Below are 21,727 nucleotides of genomic sequence, written 5' to 3' on the forward strand. Positions count from 1 at the left end.
TAGTCACGTCAGAGCCAATTAAAATGCAATCATTAATCTAAAATAAAAGGAGGGCGAAAATGTCGATTGATAATAAATTCGGTTCCCGGTTCTTTCAAAGAATGGTTGATGTTGGCATGAATGAAAACCTTTCCATCATTGAAATCAGGTATCTACGCGTAACGAATATAGCATCTATTTTAGGGGCGATATATAATATAGTGTGGATGCTGATTTCATTTAGCCTCACGGATTCTCCCATAATTTACGGGAGCAATGCATTATTGGGGTTGATGTTTCTAATCGTGTTGATGTTTAATATTTATGGTTGGCGGATTCTGGCCGCCGCATGGCTCGCTATTACATCGTATATATCAATTCTCTTATTTTTTTATTTATTGGGATATTCGTCTGGTGTTGCGTTCATTTGTTTCTTAATAATTATCTTTCCCTACATGACCTTTCCCCGAAAGGCAAGGAAACTAGCTCATGGTTTTAGTGTATTGGCATGCTTGACGTTGATTGTTGCCGTAGTCTTTCAGTCAAATATTCATGCTCATTATGATAAAATGGATCCCTATTTATCACAAGTAGTTAATATCAGCATAACCGGATGCATTTGCCTCGCACTTAGTTGGAGTATGTCGGTGCTGGTGGACAGATCGGAGGAATCTTTACTGGTTGAACAGAAAAAAACCGACCATCTGCTACATAACATTCTACCAGTAAACGTAGCGATCGATCTAAAGGAAACCGGTAGAACAATTCCCCAGAGGCACGAGCATGCGACGATTCTGTTTACTGACTTCGAAGGCTTTACGGAGATCGTAGCAAGCATTTCGGAGATCGCTTTGGTCAATGAACTTAATGACATTTTCGGACGCTTCGATGAAATCATTGACGAGGCAGGGGTTGAAAAGATTGAAACAATTGGGGATGCCTATTTGGCTGCATGTGGCCTTGGGAAAGGAACAGCTGAAGAAAATGCTATTAATTGCATTACCGCCGCACAGGAGATGATCCGCTACCTCGAGGAAAGAAATTCGAAACATGAAATCCAGTGGAAGATGCGAGTTGGGATGCATTCCGGACCTATCGTGGCTGGAGTAGTGGGAAAGAAGAAATTCAGATATGACCTCTTTGGCGATACGATTAATACGGCAAGCAGGATGGAATCATCAGGGAAAGCCGGCGAAATAAATATTTCAGGGCAAACCTATCAACTTGTCAAAAACCACGTCGACTGCGAGTACAGAGGGAAAATTCATGCCAAGGGAAAAGGGGAAATGGACATGTACTTTGTGAAATAAACTGCAGCCTACCAAGTGTATACCGTTCATGCTTCCAATTTGCTCGCACGCCGTATGCGCAAGGAGGTGACCTGTGGAGGTGTGTTGTACCTCTATTTGACACGACGGATGCGCCACCGCAGGCCGGCTACCACCAACCAGCACCCGGACCATCACCAGCTTCAAATTAGCTTATAAACCTTTCAGGGACACCCAGAGGCCTCACTGCCGGATTGACGATGGCGCTATGTTGGGCGATGTTTTTTAATTATATGATCTGAGGTGATCCACTGCTATATCTATGTATCTTGAATTTGTGATCATAGATCGTTTACGATCATTCCATTTTGAAAGATGATTGGTGAGTATCTCTTTATCGAGAGAGCATTCTTTTGTCGCGATGTAGTCTAATGAGGACAAGAGTTCCAAGGCGAATTCAGAGTAAAACCCATCAAGAAATTCAGTAGTACGAATTGCTATATCATATAGTTCTTTGTCGTTCTCAACACTTGAGACTACATCTTTGTAGCTTTCACTGATAAGCGTGAGAGGATCAAACGGCTTTTTGTCCATGTCACTAAATCCCATTAAATAGCTACCGTTCAACGCATTCAAAACGAATCGAACTTTACCAGAGTAGGGACCATAAAAGTTTGGCTGGAAATCCAGCTTAAAATATTTTTTTGCGCCGAATTTTTGTAAAAAGTATGCTACTTTCTCACTAGAAAATTCTGAAACATACTCTCCATTCTTCACTAAATCGAACAAAACATAAAGCAGCAAAGAACGAGCTTTTGTCAATTTCACTCTTTCTTTCTTTAAGACTTCCTTTACTGAATAGTTCGGCTCATAAATAGTAATATCGATGTCTAATTCCTGAAGTTTATTGTGTAAAATTCGCTTAACTCTTTCCCATACTAAGCCACCATTTCCAGCGCCAAGAGGAGGAATGGCTATGCTTTTAATATCATGATCTTTGATAACTTTGACTAAATCATCAAGTCCTTTTTCGATGTAAACGTATTCCGAAGGTTTGCGCCAATGCTGTTTTGTGGGGAAATTAATAATAATCTTTTCGCCTATATCAATGTTTGTTTCTTTAAACACAAATACTTGGCCAACTTTCATTTCGCCATTGTCACATTGATCTTTGTATGCTTTGAAGTTGTTTGGAAAGGCTCGTTTGAACTGCAGCGCAATTCCTTTCCCCATTACACCGACCGTATTAACAGTATTGACCAGAGCATCTGCATTACTATCAAATATATTTCCAGTTTCGTATTTAATCATGATCGTTCTGCTTTAATAGTAGCACTTTTTTATAATCTTCACACGTTTATCAGCAATTCCCAGACTTAGCAGTTTGTCTTTAGTAGATTCAGCATAGCATATGAATCCCCGGATACAATCTGGAGGTATGTCTGGTTTGGCCAAGAATTCAGCTTGCTTCTTCCGTTTCAGGTCCAAGTTTTCATTACCAGCCCAGTACCCAGCTTTTACTGATTGCCAATCAACTATATCTGGTAAATGGTCTCGCATTGTCCAGTCATAAAAAGTAGTTAATCGATCTGTACCATGTCCATCAGTAAAATAAAATTCAGGACAAACCTCCAATACCTTGTTTAAACGTAAAACTAAATAAATAATATCCTCAGGTGGCGTTTTGTCAACAAAGTTCCCGCCATTTTGCATTACAAACAGCATTGGCATCTTGATACCGAAATAAAATGGTATATAGTCACCAAGGACGATTTCATTGTGATCATCATTATAGCCTTGACCATTATCGACTGCGATTGTTATACTAGTCCTTTTATTGATTAGGCTTCGATCTCCAATTGGAACGTAGTTTGTGTTTTTGTTTGGTGAATCAACGTGGGTAATACCATGCTGAAGAATATGTCGAATATTTGAAACATGCACCATCCGGTATAAATGAACTTCATCAAGTTTCATGACACGTGTTCGGCTTAGGTTCTGGCACGAGTGTAAACCAGATGATGTTAACAAGATACATTATACACATTTTGTTTGATAAGTAGGGTAAAAGTTAAGCCCCTTGATGCAATTTTTACGAATCTAATGCTGCGCTCCCGTCTACAGGTCTGGTTATCAGTTTTTTATGTTTCGCCCAACAAGGAGACAAACGCATCGCGTTAATCCTACCTATAAACGTCAAGTGACCAAATACCAGCCTGCCATCAGCCGACGAGCCAGTAAGTACCAAGACGCATACGTAAAACAAGATAAGTCTCGGGACTGAGAGCAGTACAGCCAAGCGATAACCCTAGCTCCCCAAGTTTTCATTGTTGCGAATAAAGCGAAATGGCGCCGGATACCGACTGCGACAAGGGGATAGGAAACCATTGACGTGGTTACCGATCAATCGCGCTGCCAACTGCCTGTCCGCCACCAGTAGCTTGCTCTCCCGCGCCCCGCCGCCTAAAACCTCCCTTCCGAGTGGCGAGGTAAACCAGTTCACGGCGGTATAGGGTAGGGTAGAGATGGGGATATGCTGGACCCCCGATGGACTTATTCTCCGTCGGCACCCGCCGCAAGCAGATGCTGGTACTTTTTCTTGTTTTTCAGGTGCCTCTTCTTGGCCACCACCCACATCGACTCGTCCTCCAGGTCTTCGATCATGAAGTCGACGGGGGTGCCGACGCCACCGGGATTGTCGTACCAGTAGATCAGGCGCACGTTGTCGCAGTCCAGGAAGTACTCGTAAGAATAGCCAAAAAAGCTGCCCCGCTCGGTCCGTAAATAAAATACGTCGATCATTCCCCCCACCCGGTCGGACCAGTTGCACTCCTCCGTCAGCATCCGGATCTTCTCCTGTAGTCCCCGCCGGTTGATGATGGCCGTATCTATTTTTTCGGCGGGGAAGGAGGTGCTCATTTGGGCGAACGCGGTTCCCGATAAGGTGAAAAGAGCCAGGGCGAGAAAAAGAATAGCGGGCATCTGCAGCAGGTGTTTTTGTGGGTTAGGTACATCCAACCAACGGCATAAATAGTTGCAGATACCGTTTAGCACCCCCATCACTCGACATTGTTGGCCGACAGCCCTTTCGCACCCACGCCGACGCGGGTTACGGAAGCTTAGGTATTACCGGACCCTGCTTTAGCCACCATCAACCGCGCCAGTTCCTCCCCGGGCAGCTCCAGCGGCAATCCAAAGCGTTCCCGCACGAAGGCGATCCACTCCGGTCCGTCGGGGACGGTGCGCTCCGCGACGACCTCGATGCCGCGGCGCTCGGTGAAGCGGTTGCCGAAGAGCCCCATGCGCCCCGTGTCGGTAAACAGCCCGATGAAGCGGTGGTGGAGGAAATGGGAATCCGGGTGGCTGTGGGTGTAGTAGTTGCCGAGTTTAATGTCGGCGGGGACGGCGCGGCGGGTCTCGAAGCGGTATTGGTCCTGCCAGCCGTCCGGGGTGTTCCGCTGCACCAGGTACTCGTCGAAATCCTGCGGCAGGAGGCGGACGGTCCCGTCGCCGTCGTCGACCTCCCCGGCGTCATCCAACCGCAGCGGTACGCGGGAGGCGAGTCCGCCGAAACCCACGTCGGATACGTACCATGCGCCGTCCAGCTCCACCAAGTTGACCAGGTGGGTACGGGGCGGCGTTTCCACCGGATCGCGCAGCAGCACCCGGGCCAGTACCGGCTTGACGGTAAAGCCCAGGGCCTCCAGCAGCGCGCCGTAGAGGGTGTTCAGCTCGAAGCAGTAGCCGCCCCGGCGTTCGTGGACGACCTTCCGGAAAAGCGCTTCCACGCTCAGCACCGGCGCCACGCCCAGGTAGACGCTGAAGTTCTCGAAGGCCACGCGCTGCATGTGCCGCTCCTGGAGTCCGGCGAGCGTCTCGAGGGTCGGCCCGGGTGCCGTGGTCCGGTCGAGGAGGTGGAGGTAGGCTTGTACTTCGGTGGGGGTCATGGCTGAGAGCGGGAAGTTAGGGGAAGTTGGGTTTTTGGGTATGCTAGGCCCCGGCGTGCTTCGCTGGATACGCGAGGCCCCGGCGCGCTGCGCTTGCCATGACCTCGCTAGGGTGGGGACGTCCCTTTCAGGTCCGTTCGTGAACCAGTCGACCAGTCGACAGATTAGCTCCGCTGGGCGGACGACTGGTGGTTCCCCCCGCTGCGCCAGTAGCGCTCTGCGTACCTCCGCGTACTCTGTGGTTAATTTCCCGAGCGAAGCGAGCTGCCACGTGCAGCTTATCCAAGCCGACCCATCGGCAGACCAGCTCCGCTGGGCGGACGACTGGTGTTTCCCCCCGCTACGCCAGTAGCGCTCTGCGTACTTCCGCGTTCTCTGTGGTTCATGTCCCGAGCGAAGCCAGCTACCCCGTGAAGCGTATTTCAATCGACTTATCGGCAAGTAAGTTTCCCGTCGCACGACCGGTTTCCAGCCTCCGTTTCTCCTGCGCCCCGCCGCAAAAAAGATCTACTCTACCCCCTTCAGGTCCGCAAAAACCGTCCCCCGCAGCGCGGCCCACTCCTCCCGGAGGATGCTGAAATACACCGTGTCCCGCCGGAAGCCGTCCGCCATCAGCGTGTGACTGCGCAGGGTGCCTTCCTCGGTCCCGCCGATCTTGGCGATGGCCCGCCGGCTTTGGGTGTTGCGCGCGTCGGTCTTGAATTCCACCCGCCGGTAGTCCAGCCCCTCGAAGGCGTGGCGCAGCAGGAGGAACTTCGCGTGGCGGTTCAGGCCCGTGCCCTGTACCCGCGGGTCGAGCCACGTCCACCCGATCTCCAGCCGCTCGTCGCGGGCCGACACGTTGCCGTAGCTGGTGCTGCCCACGCAACGTCCGTCCGCCCGATCGAAAACGACGAAGGGGTAGCGTTGCGCCCGCTCGCGCGCCTCCAGCGCCGCTTGGAGGTAGTCACGCAGGTGGGCGCCGGTGCGCAGGAGCGACGGACTGTACCGCAGCAAATCCGGATTGGCCTCCACCACCGGCAGCAAGTCGTTGTAATGCGCGGCCTCCAGCGGACTAAGGCGTACGCGCTCGGTCTCCAGGACGATATTTTCTCGAAAATCCATGGGCTAGTGCAGAAACGGCGGATGTTGGGTGAAAGGTAGCGACCCCGGCAAAATATCGACATCCCCGGGCGTGGCCCCGCGTCCTATTCGTACAACTCCGGCCTCCGTTCGCTCAGGGCACGAATGTTTTGCCTGGCACGAGCGGTTTCCGACGGGTCGATGGTGGCCCGCAATAATTCTTCGGCCGACTCCGACCCCTCCGCCAGGAAGTTTCCGTTCGGATCCACGATCAGGCTACGACCGGAGAAGGTAGTGCCCGCATCCGTACCTACGCGGCTGGCGAGGACGACAAATACCTGGTTCTCAATCGCCCGGGCGCGAACGAGCGTCATCAGGTGATCCACCCGCACCAGCGGCCACGCCGTAGGCACGAAGAGTACCTGAATGCCCCGCAGCGTCAGTGCCCGGGCAATCTCCGGGAAACGCAGTTCGTAGCAGGTCATTACCCCGCAAGGCGTACCATCCATTTCGAAGTAGCCGAGTTCGTTTCCCGGCGTGATCGTCCGCTCTTCGTGGATCGGCGCGATGGTGACGAGATGCGTCTTGCGGTATTTGTGGACCAGCTGCCCATCCTTTCCGATCACCGCTACGGTATTGTGTACCCGCCCGTTTTCCCGTTCGGACAGGCCCAGCAGGATAGCGGTCCGCTTCTCCCGCGCCAGTGATTTGATGCGTCGCAGGTGATCCTCGCCCCAGGTGACGGCCCGCTCCGCGATCACGTCCATCGCGTAGCCGGTGTCGCACATCTCCGGGAAGGCGATGATGTCCGTTTCCCCGGGCGATAAACGGGTGAGGATTTCCGCGATGCGGTCCAGGTTGCGATCCACGGCCCCCAATTCGGCGTCGAACTGGTAGGTAGCTAGGTTGAGGCGGGGTGGGGGCATAATTAGGTGCGGCTTGTCGTATAGTAGGTGAAGATAGGGCGGTGGGGTTGGGGCGGGTTGACCTCGCTGCGTGTTGGACGTTCCTTCCGTGGATGGCCGGGCAAGCGACGTTACATCCTGACCCGCGATAGCCGTGTACTGCTCCCTAACATGCAGTATGCAGGAAAATCCGTGGACATCCGTGCCCAAAATCCGTGAAATTCGGGTGACCCCCCGGACCGGCGCAGCCGGGCACACCCAAATCCTAATTCATCTCCCACCGCAGCAACGAGATCCCCTGCCGCGGCAGCACCAGCTCCACCGTCACCCGTCCGTTGCGGACCTCCACCCATTCCGGTGAACCGTACAGGTCGAGTTGGCCGGCCGCCTCGAGCGCGGCGATCTGCTTCGCGCTTGGGGGCTGGGGTTTCCCCATCTCCTTGAATAAAGTATAGGAATTACTGTGCGCCTGGTCGATCCGGTAGTGGGTCAGCAGCGCCGGACCGTCTTCCGTAAAGCCGCTCAATTCCACCCTGACCGGGGTAGCCGGCACGTCCAGCTCATCGTTGTCGTGGTAATTCCAGACCAGCACGGTGGCCGATCCGTCGCCCTTGCTGGCCAGGGCGTTGACGTCGTCGGTTTCCTCCCGCACGCTGCCCTCCACGATCATGCGGGCGTCGTAGTGCAGCGGTTCCTGGTCGACGGCCACCCGGGTCGGCGCCATCATGCCGAACATGCGGAAGGTGTTCAGCACCGGTTTGTCCACGCCGTTCGTTGCCATATCCCGGAAGCCGGCGTACCACGGCTGCTCCTCGAATTCGAAGCCCCAGGTCACGGCGCCCAGTAGGTTCACGCCGTGCTCCCGGGCCAGGTCGTACTTGCGGGCGAAGGAGGCGGCGGTGTAGGCGGCGTACATCGTCCCGTTGCGGTAGGCGTTGTGGGGGTAGTCGGCTTCGGAGCAGGCGGCGCAGCCCTCGGGATCGGATTCTCCGATGATGATGGGCAGGTCCTTCAGTTCGGGGTAGGAGGCTACGATTTCGAAGCCCTGGTCGATGTCGTTCAGCTGAGCGCCCATGTTCATCTGGACTATCCCGTCTACCACCTTCGGGTTGCCCTTCGCGTGGAAGGTGATGAAGTCCAGTGGCGAACCGGTCTCCCCCGTGGCGTAGTTCGTACCCGTCAGCGTGTGATCGAGGAAGGTTCGCAGGAAGGTGGCGGCCTCGTCCCAGCCCGGCCCCGTAGTCTCCGGTCCGCCGATGCGGGCGGTAGGCAGGGCGCGCTTGACGGCGTCGGCGCTGTAATCGTAGAGTTTGATGTATTCCTCCGTAGTGCCCCGCCAGTAGCCGATGTTGGGCTCGTTCCAGACTTCCCAGTACCAGCTTTCCACCTCTTCCCGGCCGTAGCGTTCGACGCAGTGGGTCACCCACTGGTAAATGAGTTCCGCCCACTTCTCGTAGTCGTTGGGGGGGTAGGCCCAGCCGGTAAAGATTTCCTCGTAGCTGGCCCCCGGCGTCCAGTAGTGGCGGTAGGGGTCGGGCTTACTGGAGAGCGCCTCCGGCATAAAGCCGATCTGGGCGAAGGGTTTCATGCCCCGCTCCACGTAGGTGTCGAAGATGCTGTCGACCAGCGTCCAGTCGTATACCGGGTTGCCGTTTTCGTCTTCGGTGTAGGCGTTGGTGCTGCCCCATTTGAGGCCATAGGTGCCTTCCCCCGTCACGAGCAGACTATGGGCGCGGACGTACACCGGCACCTTGCTCAGCTGGGCGATCTCGGTGAGGAGCTTCTTGCCGTCCTTCATGTAGGTGTAGTTCGGCTCGTCGTACCCCCACCAGGCCCAGATGGGGTCGAGCGGGCCCATTTCGTCGCGTAGGTCGACGCGGATGGGGACGGTATCCGGCAAGGTCGTTTGGGCGCCGGCGCGCGGGAGCAATGCACTCAACAACAGCAGGGTCAACAGACCCCCTGGCTTGGTAATTCGGTATGGCATGATCGGAACGTATCGAATGGATGCGTAAGATCGACAAATACCGGCATACCCGCCGTAGCCGATCAGCGCCTCCCGCCGTCTACGCTTACGGGGGTAAGCATTCAGGCTCGATTGACGATCATCCGTTGGGAAGTGGCCAACAGCGGGCGCAGGAAGTACCACCCTCCGCTCACCAGTAGCACCAGCAGGAGGATGGCTACCAACAGGCTTGGTCCGCCGTACAATCCCGCTTCGGCCCGGGCCGTCCGAAACTGCAGGTACGACATGGAAAGCAGCAGCCAGGCCAGCACAAATTGTAGCAGGCGGATCGCATTCCGGTAGTGAACGGCAGCATTGGCGGGGGTGATGCGCGCCGGATAGCTGAACCGGTGCGGGCGCAGGGTGAGGAGTTGCCCGACGGCGTAGACCACGACACCCAAAAAAGGCAGCAGTCCGAACCGGATACGGGAAGGATAGAGGTCCGGCCAGCCGTCCATGCCAAAGCGGAAGGGAATGGTCGTGGGAACCCGTACGAATCCGGAAAAGGAAACAAAGACCAGCAGGAGCAGGCTAGCCAGACTACCGAGTTCCAACCAGTAGTCCGCCGCGGATTTCGGCAGGTGAATTTTGGGGCGTGGCATAGTTAGTGAGCTTGTCCCCTAATTTAAGCATCCCGGCGCCCGCTAAACCGGAATTCGCCGCCATCGGCTAAAAATTTAACATAGGTAATCGACTGATAACAAAGGGGTTAAAACAGCAAAGCGTGGTGCTTTTGTAATAATTGTTTAACCACCTAAATGTATGCGCCGATAAATTTGGCAACCTGCCGTTTCCGCCGCACAAAGCACCGCGGCGCGCTATCCCGATCTTTCCCTTTCGGTTTCGAACAGCTAAATGTTAAAACATTGACAGGCCGTTGCCATCGCACCGATTGCGGCAGGTGGCGACTTATCGGCAAGCGGAATGGTTGGTCCGTTAGGGGATCAACGCATTCGTGTACAGGTCGCTGGCGCGGAGGGGCTGGGTTTCCAGTCCGTGCTTGGCCAGCCAGTCCAGGAAAGTCTGCAACCGGGCTTCGTCCATCTTGCCCCAGGTGTGGGCGTTGCCGAAGTAAGGCGTCGTGTGCTTGAGGGCTTTCTTTACCGAGACCCCGCTGTCGGCCGGGGCGAGCTTCCGTTCCAGGATGCCCTCGGATTCCCCGGGGTTGTGCTGGGTGAACAGGAACCCTTTTTTGGTGGCCTCCACGAATTTCCGGAGTGTTGCTTCTCCCGCTTCGAGGGTCGCCGCGCTGGTGGCGAGTACCGGCGAGTAGGAGTAAGGAATATCGTAGTCCTTCAGGTTGAAGTAGCGCAGTTCCGGCCCCCGCTCTTCCGCCGCCACCCCTTCCCAGTTGCGGAAGACCCAGGTGGCGTCGTAGGATCCGTCGACCAGGCTGTTCCAGATCCCGAGCTTATCGGGGTAGGCGAGCCGGAGATCGCCGGTACCGCCGTCGTTGCGGATCAGTTGTTTGACGATCTCGTCCTCGTAGCGGGCTTCGTAGGAGGCGTAGCTTTTGCCGTCCAGGTCTTTGGGGGAGCGGATGCCGCTGTCGGCCCGCACGGCAATGGCACTCAGGTCTTCCTGCAGCAGGGCGGCGATGGCCACGATAGGGAAGGGTTGAGCCTTCGTCCGGTAGCTGATGAGGCTTTCCGTGGGACAGAGGGCTACGTCCACCGCGCCGGTCTCCAGTTGCTTGGCCGGCGTAACGGCGTAGTTATTGGCGGAGGGGTCGCGCAATTCGACGTGGAGGTCGGCATCGCGGTAAAAGCCCTGGTCTTCGGCTACGAAAAATCCGATGTGGTTGATGTTGGGGGTCCAGTCTAGGGCTAGGCGTATGGTTTGCATGGGGGGGGCGGTTGTCGGGGTTTCGGTTGTCGGGGTTTCGGTTGTTGGGGTTTCGGTTGTCGGGTGTCGGGTGTCGGGTGTCGGGGTGTCGGGGTGTCGGGTGTCGGTTGTCGGGGGGGGGGGCGGGTTTCGGTTAGGTGAAATCTAGGGACAGATCCGGCGGAGAGCCGATAAGGCTGCGGAAGGTGTTCTCCGCCTTATGGCAGCTTACTTCCGGGGGCAGGTCGGTAAGGACATAGTGGAAGGTGCCCTTCTCCGCCCGGTAGCTACCGGCCACGGCTCCGTGGGCAGTAGGAATAGAGAACCGTCCGCCCTTTTCCTCGACCGTGAAGCTGCCGCCCTTGGCCTCTACGGCGGCGGCAATCCGCTCGGTCAGTTCGCGGATGGGTTGGTGGAAGGTGATGGGGAATTCGCAGCTTGACATGGATATGGGTTGCTTGGGTGGTTGTTGGAGGTTTATTCGGGGTAATTTGTTCGTTACCATTCCCGCAGCGGGTATTTCACCCCGCCATCATTTCCACCCGTACGCCAACGATTAGCTCGTCCGGAGAACGAACGTTGGGACCCTATGCCGCCAGGAACCGGGGTCCGTTTAGCAACAAATCCGTCCGGAATGCGGACCGCTCCCGCGCCCCGGCGCCCGACTTATTCTCCCGCCAGCGGCGAAATCATGATGTGCGCCCGGTGGGTCCCCGGGTCCATAATCCACGGATGGTTGGGGGCTACGGGCGCCTCCGGCAAGCCCGTCGACGCGGCGGTAGCGTAGGGCATGTAGACCACGTAGCGGTAGCGCGCGCCGGGCACTTCTCCGGTGGCGGGGTCGTAGCGGGCATCGTCGCCGTAATAAATGTGGAGGGTGGAGCCGGCCGGTCCCATGGCGAGTTGCTTGCTCTTCACTTCTTCCTCGCGCATCGCGAAAATTTCCTGGGCGCTCTTGCCCTCGTCGCGCAGTTCCCGGCCGCGGGCCATGAAGGGCTCGAGGTCCTGGTGGTAGCAGGCGGCGTTGAATCCTTCCTTTTTGGGGTCGTCGGCCAGGCAGATAAACTCGTTGCTCCCCTCGCGGAGGGTCACGAATTCGCCGGCGGTGTTGTAGCCGATGACTTTCGCGCCCGCACGGCTGGCCTCGGGAGCGGCCAGCAGAGCGGTTTCGATCAGGGCCTCGTCCGTATCGATCTGCCGGTAATCGCCCGCGGCGGCCGATGGATTGGCCGAAGCGTTGGTGGCCTCGACGGTGGGGCGCTCCACTGTCGCTTCGGGCGCGGCGGTCTCGTCGCAGGCGGCCAGGCCGAGGAGCAGCAATGAACTTAGGAGGAAGGAGATTACGCGCATGCGGTTTCGAATTGTGGGCTTCGTCTAAAGCTACGGCTTCGGGCGGCTTGCCGCAAGTGGCGTGGGAGCGGGCGCCGCGATTCCCACCGGTCCGCGGTTGGTATCGCAATAAAAAAGGCCCCATCCGCTACTGGAATGGGGCCTTAGGTAAAAAGTACACTTGAGTTAAATAGCCTCGAAAATGTGGATGTTCATTTCATAATGTCTGCAGCTAAAACGGGGAAGGGTAGGGCGGAGTATCGCGTTAACGTATTTTTTACACTAAGTAGTTGGCGTAACGTGTGCTCCCGCAAATTAGGGGGCAAAAGGGGCGCCGAAGCGCAGGAACGGACAAGCCGACGGTGATTTCCTGTGCGACAACCGCCAACCCGGGTTAGTGCCTGATTTTGGGTATCCAGCAGGGGGTATGTCGAACGTATTCCTCGTAGGCCCTCCCGAAGCGTTTGCGCATATCGGCCTCCTCCGCCGGCCGCACCGTTACCTGCCACAAAAGGGCTCCTAGTAACGCGTAGGCAATCACCGGAGGGGAGTGAAACAGCATACCCACCGCCACTCCCTGCGCCACGCCGGCTACGGCCATGGGGTTGCGCAGGTAGCGGTAAGGACCGGAAACCACTAACCGGTTCGTCTGGTCCAACGGTAGGGGGGTACCCTCTCCCCGGCTGACCAGGTAGTAAGCACTGAAGAGATTGAGCAAACTGGCCAGTACGAATAGCGTGCCTCCGAACCACGTTCCGGGCGAAAGGGTAACGGTCATATCGTTCCCGAAGGCTTCCAGAATAAGGAGGGGAAGGCCCACGAGGGTTATGGTCCAGACGGCCCCTATTTGGATCAGCGTCTTTACCACGTTTACGTAGAGGCTGGCCGTACCGCTCGGGCGAAAGGTTCGCTCGCCGCCGATGAGCCAACCATTAAAGGCCAGGCCCAGTAACATAAGCGCAGTGGGTAAGTAACCACTCGCCGTCATGACCGTGGCCTGCAAGCAGTACAGGCTGGCGTACCCGAAGCCGCCCAGTATGACGTACTCCAGGGCCGGACGAGCCGTATACGCGCGCAGCACGGAACACAGCACGATCACCCCTACGTCCGGCAGAAAGAAAGCCAGGAAGGCCGTCGATCCGATACCGTCGAACTGAAAAGCCCAGTAGAGAGCATGATTAATCGCCATCCCGAGCCACCACAGGACGACCAGGCAGGCTTGGAGTAAATAGGCGGTCGATTTCATAACGGATGGCTAAAGTGAACGTACCTACTTCCTATCAACGGAAGCAACATCAAATTCCTTATCCCCTGCTTCCGTCGGAAATCACCCTTTCCGACAACAAAAAGGGCCGCCACGACGAAGCATGGCGGCCCTTCGGCGGTTCCGTAAAGCAGACAATCAGCTATCCTTCACGTCGTAGCGATCCAGCATCATCACCTTATCCCAGGCGGCGACGAAGTCCTTCACCAGGCGCTCGTGGCCGTCGTCGGCTCCGTACACTTCCGCGATGTTCCGCAGCTGGGCGTTGGAACCGAACACCAGGTCGTAGCGGGTAGCGGTATAGGTGGTTTCCCCGGTTTTGCGGTTGATGATTTGGAAGGTCATCTCCCGGCTGTCCGTAGGTTCCCACTTATAGTCCATGCTGGTGAGGGTACGGAAGAAGTCGTTCGTTAGTTGTCCCGGCCGGTCGGTGAAGACGCCGTGCCTGGAGTAGTCCCAGTTCTGGTCCAGTACCCGCAGTCCGCCCGTCAGGGCCACCCATTCCGGTGCCGAAAGGGTCAGCAACTGGGCGCGATCCAGGAAGATCCGCTCGGGCTGCACCCGGTAGCCGACGGTATCGTTGTGGTAGTTCTTAAAGCCGTCGGATACGGGTTTCAGCCAGTCGAAGCTTTCCTCGTCGGTCAGCTCCTGGGTGGTGTCCATCCGTCCGGGGGTGAAGGGTACCTCGATCTCCACGCCGCCGTCGCGGGCGGCCTGCTCCACGGCGGCGCAGCCACCGAGCACGACCAGGTCCGCCAGGGTCACTTGCATATTGCCCGATTGTCCGCTGTTGAAGTCGCTACAGATTCCCCGTAGGGTGCCCAGTACTTTGTTTAGCTCCTCCGGCCGGTTGAGTTCCCAGCCGTTCTGGGGCTCCAGGGCAATCCGGGCGCCGTTCGCTCCGCCGCGCTTGTCGCTGTCGCGGTAGATGCTGGCGGCCGACCAGGCGGCCGATACTAAAGCCGGTACGCTCAGGCCGCTATCCAGGATACGCCGCTTCAGGCTGGCGATCTCGGAGGCGCCGATCGGCTCGTGGTCCAGCTTGGGCACGGGGTCCTGCCACATCAGGTCTTCTTCGGCTACTTCCTGACCGAGGTAGCGGTCCTTGGGGCCCATGTCGCGGTGGGTCAGCTTGTACCAGGCCTTGGAGAAGGCTTCGGTGAAGTAGTCAAAGTCGTTGAGGAACTTCTCGCAGACCTTCCGGTATGCGGGGTCCTCCTTCAGGGCGATGTCCGAGGTCATCATCATCAGGTTGTTCATTTGCCCCTCGACGTGGGCGTCCGGCGTCTTGGGGGCGTTGGGGTCCACGGGCGTCCACTGGCCGGCACCGGCGGGACTCTTGGTCTGCTTCCATTCCAGTCCGAGCAGGTTCTGTAGGTAGGTGTTGTCCCAGGTGGTCGGATTAGGCGTCCAGGAACCCTCGATGCCGTTGGTCATGGTGTCCTTGCCGTTGCCGTTCCCGACGGGGTTATGCCAGCCGAAGCCCTGCGCCTGGAGGGGGGCGGCTTCCGGGGCCGCGCCGATCTTCTCGGGGTTCACCATGCCGTGACTCTTACCGAAGGCGTGGCCGCCGGCGACCAGGGCGACGGTTTCCTCGTCGTTCATGGCCATGCGTTTAAAGGACTCGCGGATGTCGCGGGCCGAATCCAGGGGGTCCATATTGCCGTCCGGTCCTTCGGGGTTGACGTAGATCAGCGATTGGTGGGTGGCCGCCAGGGGAGCTTCCAGGTCGTGGAGTTCTTCCTTTACGCCACCCATCCAGCGGAGGCCGCGGTTGACCATCTCCTCGGGCTGGCCGGGGCGGGTTTGGCCGGCCATATTCTGGTCGTAGGGCTTGCCCTCCCAGAATTCGGGGCCCCAGTAGGTGCTCATGTCGGGCTCCCAGGCATCGCGCCGACCGCCGCCGTAGCCGAAGGTGGGGAAGTTCATGATTTCCAGGGCGCAGTTGCCGGCCAGGATGATCAGGTCGGCCCAGCTGAGCTTGGCGCCATACTGCTGCTTGATCGGCCAGAGCAGGCGGCGGGTCTTGTCGGTGTTGCCGTTGTCCCACCAGCTGTTGATGGGGGCGAAGCGTTGCATGGCCTGGGCCGCGCCGCCGCGTCCGTCGGCGATCCGGTAAGTACCCGCGGAGTGCCAGGCGGTGCGGATCACCTGGGGGCCGTAGTTGCCGTAGTCGGCGGGCCACCATTCCTGGGAGGTGGTCAGCATTTTCTTGATGTCCTGCTTAAGTTGCGGGAAGTCGATGCTGAGAAAGGCGGCTTTGTAGTCTTCGTCGCTGAGCGGATTGGCCAGCGGGGATTCCCGGTGTAGTGCTTCGACCGGTAGGCGGTTGGGCCACCAGTCGTTTACCTGGGGGTGGGTGCCGATGGCGCCGCCTACGCGGTTGCCGCGGAAGGGGCACTGGGCCAGGTTGTCGGTGTTGGCGAGTGTCTGCATGGTAAATCCTGGTTATGCTTGGTAGAAAAGGTGATCACTGGGCGCACCAGGGCGGCGTTCGCGTTCCGGCGGTGCCCCGGCCTAATGGCAGTGTCCGATTATTGTTTAAGCAGATGCAGGTTTATCCGTGCCCCGTCCGCCGGGTAGCGTTACGGGAAGGTGCGACGCAGTCCCAGAGACACTCCTCCGGCGTACAGCCGCTCCCGTACCGGACCGTCCGCCACCGGGCTCAGCTGGTAGCGCAGGTTGGATTGCACGAAGAGGCGGTACCGATCGGATAGCACGCAGTCGGTGCCGACGGCAAAGGCGGCTCCCAGGTGAAAGCGATGTACCCCTCCCTGGCGCTCGTCGAAATAGAAGACCTCCTCCCGGGACGGGTCGGAGAGGCGGCTTCTCGTGGTCAGGTAAGCACCGGGCAGCAAGCCCGCCTCCAGGAAGGGTATCCACCGGCCGCCGCCGAAGGTGCGGTGTACGAGCAGCGGCAATTCCAGGAAGAACAGGTCCTTTCGTGCCGCCAGGCTTGCGGGCAAGGTCGGATCCAAAGCCGGATCATAGCCCACCGCCCCGTCGTGTTGGCTACCCCAGCGCAATCCGGAGTGGTGGGAAGCGTACCCCAGTGCCGATAGGCGTACGCCGAAACGCAGGAAGAGCCGCTCCGCCAATTGCCGCCGGTAGTGGATACCTAGGTGGCCGGTCAGGATCCCGTTTTCCTGTTCGTTCGGATTCGCAACGTTGCCGTCATCCTGATCCGTCGAAAGCGTGCGGTAGGAGTAGTGCACCCCTCCCGCGACGTCCACGGAAGATCGCTGGGCGAAGCCCGTTGCGGAAAAAACGAGTAGGAGCAGCGAAGCAAGCAGACGCATGGGGTGCGGGGAGGTGTACCATCAGAACGGTTTCCCCACCGGCACCGAGGCCCCGTCGGATGAGTTTATTATCTCCCCGTCCGCCCAACCTCTGCCCGCCGACCCGGTTGTAGCCAGTATTCGGGGCAATAAGCCCGGGATGTCGCTAAACCTGTCCCGCCATGCTGCGCTACGCCCTCATCTTCTTCGTTCTCGCCCTCGTCATGGCCGTTCTCGGCTTCGCCGGAATTGTCGTGGTCTTCGCCGAGATCGCCAAGATCCTTTTCTACATTTTCCTGGCCCTGCTGGTCTTTAGCCTGGCGAGCCACTACCTGCGCAAGGCGTAGTTTTTTGGCGCCGGGGCGCGGGTGGAACGCTGCTTTCAAAACTGTGGTCATCCTGGACTTTGGCGATCGGTCAGCTGCTCCCCGAGGATCCCACATTTAGCCCTTCGACCGGAACGCCTCAACCTTTTACTCAACTAAATGGACGCGATATTCCAAGGTCGAGTGGTCTCCGACCCGAGACTATTTCGTGTAGCCTTTCTACCCGGAGGGTCTCGACCTTGGACTTTGGTGGCCGGTTGGCTTTTTCTCGAGGCTGCTGTGGTTAGCCCTTCGACCCGATCTAGGTCTTCTCCACCCGCAGTGCCCCAACCACAGATCGGGAACCGGGGCTGGTCCCTTCGCCTGCATCCACTGAAAACGGAAAAGTATCCGGAATAGAACGGTGCTTTTCCATCCACCACTAGTTGAGCCCGGTAGCAGGATTGTATCCCAAAATTATGTTTTCCAGAATTTTGTTGGGTAGGCTGCGTTTTTAGGGCATTCCACTTATCACCCTGTCTATCCCTTTACTTTGATTGTTGATCTCGTTCCTTTTGGCCCGGTAGCTGCCCGCTACGTGGTGTTTGTCCTGTCGTGCTTCGTCCTATGGCCGCTTTCCGCTCAGCACAGCGGTGATGCCAACGGTTGGTTGGAAAACGTGGATTCGCGGGACGTCGATCGGTGGGTAGACAATCAGAACGACCTGACCGAAACGTATCTGCAGCGAGCCGTGCGGAACCAACGGGGCTACAGTGAGATCAACCGGTATTCAAACGTACACTTCCGGTTTCCCCGTCAGGAGGGCCGGCATTACTATCGCTTGATGTACCAGCGGCTCGGGCAGTCCCCCGCTTTGTACATTCAGACGGAAATCGACCACCCGGGACAACGGCTGCTTTCTCCCACTGACATTTCCGAAACCGACCGAATCACCTTCTACGATTACCGAGAATCGCCGGACGGTGCCCACCTCGCCGTCCTATTCGGGCGCAATGGTAGCGACTGGCGGGAGTTGCGGATCGTCAAGCTTCGCGGTGCGGGCATGCTGTCGGATCACCTGGTCGACATCAAATTCTCCACCGTGGTTTGGGCGGATGACGGACTGTACTACCTCCGGTTTCCCCGTGCGGGCCAGTTCTCCGGAGAGGGAAATCCGACCCTGTACTTTCACCGCCTTGGCACCGACCAGCAGGACGACATCCCGATCTTCCAGCGCGCAAGCAAAAGCCTCGTCGAACTGGACATTGCAGGCACCAGAACGTCGGAACTCCTACTCGTGCGCGAAACGATCGATAACCGGGTGAATAACTTGTACTACCTCGATTTGCGGACCTCCGGGCGTAAGCTGCGGCCCCTGCTTCCCCGTATGGAATACGCTATGGACATCGTCGGAAACCGGGGCGATACGGTCTACTTTACCAGCAACCACCCTAAGGCGAACAATGCAATCAGTTACTTCACCTTGCAGAATCCAACCGTCTGGAAAGTACTGGTGCCACCGGTCCAGGAAGGACACCTTGACTGGTGCCGCTTAATTGGCGGAAAACTGGTCGCCAAGTACCGCGACTTTCTCACCAATACGATCGTGATCTACACCACCGCAGGGGAACCGGCCCACCGTATCGCTATCCAGGAGGGCTACAGCGTTTATGGCTTTTCGGACCGGGGGAACCGCGAGGAGTGCATCTTCGCCTACGCCAACTACTACACGCCCCCGATCGTCAACCGACTGGATCTCCGAACCTACGCCGTCGAACTAACGGAAAAGACCTCCGCAACCTTCGACATCGGGGACTACACGATGCGACAGCTTCGCTACCCTTCCTCGGATGGCACCCTGATCCCGATCACCATCGTCATGAAGAAAGGCCTGCCACTGGATGGTACCCACCCTACGCTGTTAAAGACCTACGGTGGATTCGGAGCCGTCCATCAACCGAATTTCGACGAAGGCATCGTTTACCTCCTGGAGCGTGGCGGCGTGTTTGCCTACGCCCACGTCCGGGGCGAAGGAACGCTGGGGCAGCAATGGGCGGCGGCGGGGCGCGGGAGAAACAAACCTCAGACCGTCCGAGACTTCATCGCTGCGGCCGAGTACCTGATCGGGGAAGGCTACACCAGCGCCCGCCACCTGGGAATTACGGGTGCCTCGCACGGAGGGCTGGTGGTAGGAGCCGCGCTGGTCAGTCGTCCCGATCTCTTCGGGGCTGCCGTATCCGAAGTGGGGGTATACGACCTGTCGATCTTCGAACATCATACGGTCGGCGTGTTCCACACGGACGAGTTCGGAACAATGGCGGATTCACTCGACCGCTCCGTTTTACTTAGTTATTCCCCGTATCACCGGATACGCCCCGGCGTGAACTATCCGACAACCCTAGTGGTCACGGCCCGCAACGACGATCGGGTGCCGCCGTTTCAATCCTACAAGTTTGCCGCCAGGTTGCAGCAGAACCCCGGTCAGACCAACCCCATCCTCCTGCGAACGGAAGCGGATGCCGGTCATTATGGAGACGACAGTGTCGACGGGGAGATCGCGCGCAAAGCCGATATGTACGCCTTCTTGCTCGAGGAACTGGAATAGCTTGCGATTGAGGTAGGGTTAGTGTAATTGGTCGGCTACTTTCCGAGGCTCCTGTGTATAGCCTTTCGACCCGGAACTCATCCACCTTGTATTCAGCTGAATAGTCCCGGTATTCCAGGGTCGTGCGGTCTCTGACCCGAGACTTCCCGCCTGGCCCTTCGACCCGGAGGGTCTCAGCCTGGGACTTTGTCGATCGGTTGGCTACTCCCCGAGACTTCCCGTATAGCCTTTCGACCCGGAGGGTCTCGACCTTGGAATTTGGTGACCGGTCTGCTGCGCCCCAAGCGCGCGTGGTCGCTAACCCTATTCCAGTTCGGTCTTCCTATTCGGTGCTCCTCCACCCGGACCGATCGCCAGGATCGCGTTTTTCACGGCAGCGAGATAGGTGCTTACCTCCCGGTCGCTTCGCAGGCGGACCACTGTTTTCTGGGGGTGGATTCCCTCCAGTTTTGACAAGATAGCCGGCCTTCGCGTCCTGGTATAGCCGTACACGTACGTTACGAACGCCCAGTCGAAGCGTTCCCGGCAGCCCGCCGCCATATCCGCGCGGGTGCGGCCGTAGCTTATGGCCAGTCGCTTCATCACCCGATAGAGGCACCGCCAGCGGCTCCGGTCCAGGAAGATCACCGTATCGGCCCGCTCGATTCGCAGGTCCAGCGTGCCGCCGTAGTTGCCATCCATGATCCAACTATCGCGGGCGGCTAGTGCGGCTACTTTCTCTTCCCATTCCCGCTTTTCGGTTTCTACCCAATCCGGTTGCCAGTAATGCTGATCCAGGTGGATCACCTCGATCCCGGTGAGGGCGTGTAGCTGTCCGGCGAGGGTTGATTTTCCGGCTCCGCCGGAGCCAATGATCAGGATTCGTTGCGGGGTTGGTGTTTGCATTCCGTGCGTGGGCCGAGCTCCCGTGGCGGAGAGGATAAATTGTCTCCATCCGCGGCAACCCGGCTACGAGTCGAGAACCGCGTAGGTATGCTATTTTTATTGGCGTATGGTGTCAAATTCTTTCGGGAGCATCTTCCGGTTTAATTGTGTTATGTCGGGTCTCGCAGTAATGATGCTAGTGCTGGGATACTTCAATTTCTATGCATTAACCCCCTTTTGGCTAGGGTTAATGGCCGGTCAGCTTATCGTGCTCGTCCTAGTTGCTACGATGTATTACTATCGCAACCGTCGGCATTAAGCAGCGGTGGGGCCGGAGGGCGGTAGGTAGGGCGTTGCGGTGGATCGGTTGCATTACCCGGCGGGAACCTTCAATTGGAGCTTATCTACATCGCCACCCGTCAGGGCTTGCAAGTTTGCGGTGATCTTGTCGACGCTCCAGTCCCACCACCGCAGTTCCAGAAGTTTGTCGATCGTTGTCTCGTCGAACCGCTTTTTGATCTCCCGCGCCGGGTTGCCTCCTACGACGGAGTAGGGGGCTACGTCCTTGATAACGGTAGAATTCGTGGCTATGATCGCCCCGTCGCCCACGGTCACCCCCGCCATGATGGTGGCATTATAGCCGATCCACACGTCGTTGCCGATCACCAGGTTGCCCTTCTGCGGATAGGTCTTCCCCTCCATGGCGTGCTCCCAGCCGTTACCGAAGATGGCGAAGGGGTAGGTCGACAGGCTTTTCGTAAGGTGGTTCGCCCCGTTCATGATGAATTTCACGTCCGAGGCGATCATGCAGAACTTGCCGATGATGAGCTTATCGCCGGTGAAGTCGAAGAGGTACTTGACGTTCTTCTCGAAGTTTTCCACGTTCTCGAAGTCGTCGTAGTAGGTATAGTCGCCGACGATAATATTCGGGTTTTTGACGACGTGCTTCAGGAAGCAGAGCCGGTCGTAGTGTTCCAGCGGGAAGGTCTTGTTCTTGTCCGGGCCTGCCATGCAGCGAATGATCGTCGTTCGAGAATAAAGTTAATCATTGGGCGGCGGACCTTTCACCCGCGCGGCGCCGCCCAGACAGCC

19 protein-coding genes are annotated in these 21,727 nt (G+C 57.5%); 3 read left to right on the forward strand and 16 right to left on the reverse strand.

The annotated features are described in order from the left end of the window. Positions 1-59 precede the first annotated feature (59 nt). Complete coding sequence (locus tag CLV84_RS07170; RefSeq protein ID WP_104419034.1) at positions 60-1,289, forward strand: adenylate/guanylate cyclase domain-containing protein; 1,230 nt, start codon at positions 60-62, stop codon at positions 1,287-1,289. A gap of 243 nt (positions 1,290-1,532) precedes the next feature. Here the strand turns inward: CLV84_RS07170 and darG are convergent, their stop codons facing one another. The 14 genes from darG to CLV84_RS07240 form a co-directional block, all read right to left on the reverse strand. Next, positions 1,533-2,558, reverse strand: a complete 1,026-nt coding sequence (gene darG, locus CLV84_RS07175) for a type II toxin-antitoxin system antitoxin DNA ADP-ribosyl glycohydrolase DarG (protein WP_104419035.1) — start codon at positions 2,556-2,558, stop codon at positions 1,533-1,535. Between the two features lie 12 nt (positions 2,559-2,570). Continuing rightward, a complete protein-coding gene (locus CLV84_RS07180; RefSeq protein WP_104419036.1) occupies positions 2,571-3,224 on the reverse strand; it encodes a DUF4433 domain-containing protein in 654 nt (217 codons plus the stop codon). Between the two features lie 576 nt (positions 3,225-3,800). Beyond that, positions 3,801-4,229 carry a hypothetical protein gene (locus CLV84_RS07185; protein ID WP_104419037.1) on the reverse strand — a complete coding sequence of 143 codons (429 nt, stop codon included), beginning with the start codon at positions 4,227-4,229 and terminating at the stop codon, positions 3,801-3,803. Between the two features lie 137 nt (positions 4,230-4,366). Further along, positions 4,367-5,194, reverse strand: a complete 828-nt coding sequence (locus CLV84_RS07190) for an arylamine N-acetyltransferase family protein (RefSeq protein WP_104419038.1) — start codon at positions 5,192-5,194, stop codon at positions 4,367-4,369. A gap of 507 nt (positions 5,195-5,701) precedes the next feature. After that, positions 5,702-6,298 carry a GNAT family N-acetyltransferase gene (locus CLV84_RS07195; protein WP_104419039.1) on the reverse strand — a complete coding sequence of 199 codons (597 nt, stop codon included), beginning with the start codon at positions 6,296-6,298 and terminating at the stop codon, positions 5,702-5,704. A gap of 83 nt (positions 6,299-6,381) precedes the next feature. Continuing rightward, positions 6,382-7,182, reverse strand: coding sequence for a nitrilase-related carbon-nitrogen hydrolase (locus CLV84_RS07200; protein ID WP_104419040.1), 801 nt, complete (start codon positions 7,180-7,182; stop codon positions 6,382-6,384). A 244-nt stretch (positions 7,183-7,426) separates the two neighbouring features. Then, on the reverse strand, positions 7,427-9,148 hold the full coding sequence (locus CLV84_RS07205; RefSeq protein WP_104419041.1) for a GH39 family glycosyl hydrolase: 1,722 nt from the start codon (positions 9,146-9,148) through the stop codon (positions 7,427-7,429). A gap of 101 nt (positions 9,149-9,249) precedes the next feature. After that, positions 9,250-9,768, reverse strand: a complete 519-nt coding sequence (locus CLV84_RS07210; protein WP_104419042.1) for a hypothetical protein — start codon at positions 9,766-9,768, stop codon at positions 9,250-9,252. A gap of 334 nt (positions 9,769-10,102) precedes the next feature. Next, entirely contained in the window at positions 10,103-11,011 is a 909-nt protein-coding gene (locus CLV84_RS07215) for an ABC transporter substrate-binding protein (protein ID WP_104419043.1), read from the reverse strand. 133 nt (positions 11,012-11,144) lie between these two features. Then, complete coding sequence (locus CLV84_RS07220; RefSeq protein ID WP_104419044.1) at positions 11,145-11,435, reverse strand: hypothetical protein; 291 nt, start codon at positions 11,433-11,435, stop codon at positions 11,145-11,147. Between the two features lie 221 nt (positions 11,436-11,656). Beyond that, positions 11,657-12,340, reverse strand: a complete 684-nt coding sequence (locus CLV84_RS07225) for a hypothetical protein (protein ID WP_245911401.1) — start codon at positions 12,338-12,340, stop codon at positions 11,657-11,659. 373 nt (positions 12,341-12,713) lie between these two features. Continuing rightward, entirely contained in the window at positions 12,714-13,565 is an 852-nt protein-coding gene (locus CLV84_RS07230; protein ID WP_104419045.1) for a methyltransferase family protein, read from the reverse strand. Between the two features lie 156 nt (positions 13,566-13,721). Next, the gene (gene katG, locus CLV84_RS07235; protein WP_104419046.1) at positions 13,722-16,019 is read right to left on the reverse strand and encodes a catalase/peroxidase HPI; all 2,298 of its coding nucleotides are present in this window, start codon (positions 16,017-16,019) and stop codon (positions 13,722-13,724) included. Positions 16,020-16,168: 149 nt separating this feature from the next. Then, on the reverse strand, positions 16,169-16,882 hold the full coding sequence (locus tag CLV84_RS07240; RefSeq protein WP_104419047.1) for a hypothetical protein: 714 nt from the start codon (positions 16,880-16,882) through the stop codon (positions 16,169-16,171). A 161-nt stretch (positions 16,883-17,043) separates the two neighbouring features. Here CLV84_RS07240 and CLV84_RS07245 point away from each other — a divergent pair, with 161 nt between their 5' ends. Then, a complete protein-coding gene (locus CLV84_RS07245; protein ID WP_104419048.1) occupies positions 17,044-17,208 on the forward strand; it encodes a DUF1328 domain-containing protein in 165 nt (54 codons plus the stop codon). Between the two features lie 511 nt (positions 17,209-17,719). Next, the gene (locus CLV84_RS07250) at positions 17,720-19,771 is read left to right on the forward strand and encodes a prolyl oligopeptidase family serine peptidase (protein WP_104419049.1); all 2,052 of its coding nucleotides are present in this window, start codon (positions 17,720-17,722) and stop codon (positions 19,769-19,771) included. Between the two features lie 303 nt (positions 19,772-20,074). Here the strand turns inward: CLV84_RS07250 and CLV84_RS07255 are convergent, their stop codons facing one another. Together CLV84_RS07255 and CLV84_RS07265 are read right to left on the reverse strand one after the other, a co-directional pair. Further along, positions 20,075-20,656, reverse strand: coding sequence for a P-loop NTPase family protein (locus CLV84_RS07255; RefSeq protein ID WP_211295198.1), 582 nt, complete (start codon positions 20,654-20,656; stop codon positions 20,075-20,077). Positions 20,657-21,007: 351 nt separating this feature from the next. After that, positions 21,008-21,646, reverse strand: a complete 639-nt coding sequence (locus CLV84_RS07265) for a CatB-related O-acetyltransferase (protein ID WP_104419051.1) — start codon at positions 21,644-21,646, stop codon at positions 21,008-21,010. Positions 21,647-21,727: the final 81 nt, after the last annotated feature.

It is taken from the genome of Neolewinella xylanilytica (assembly GCF_002934605.1).
GTDB lineage: Bacteria > Bacteroidota > Bacteroidia > Chitinophagales > Saprospiraceae > Neolewinella > Neolewinella xylanilytica.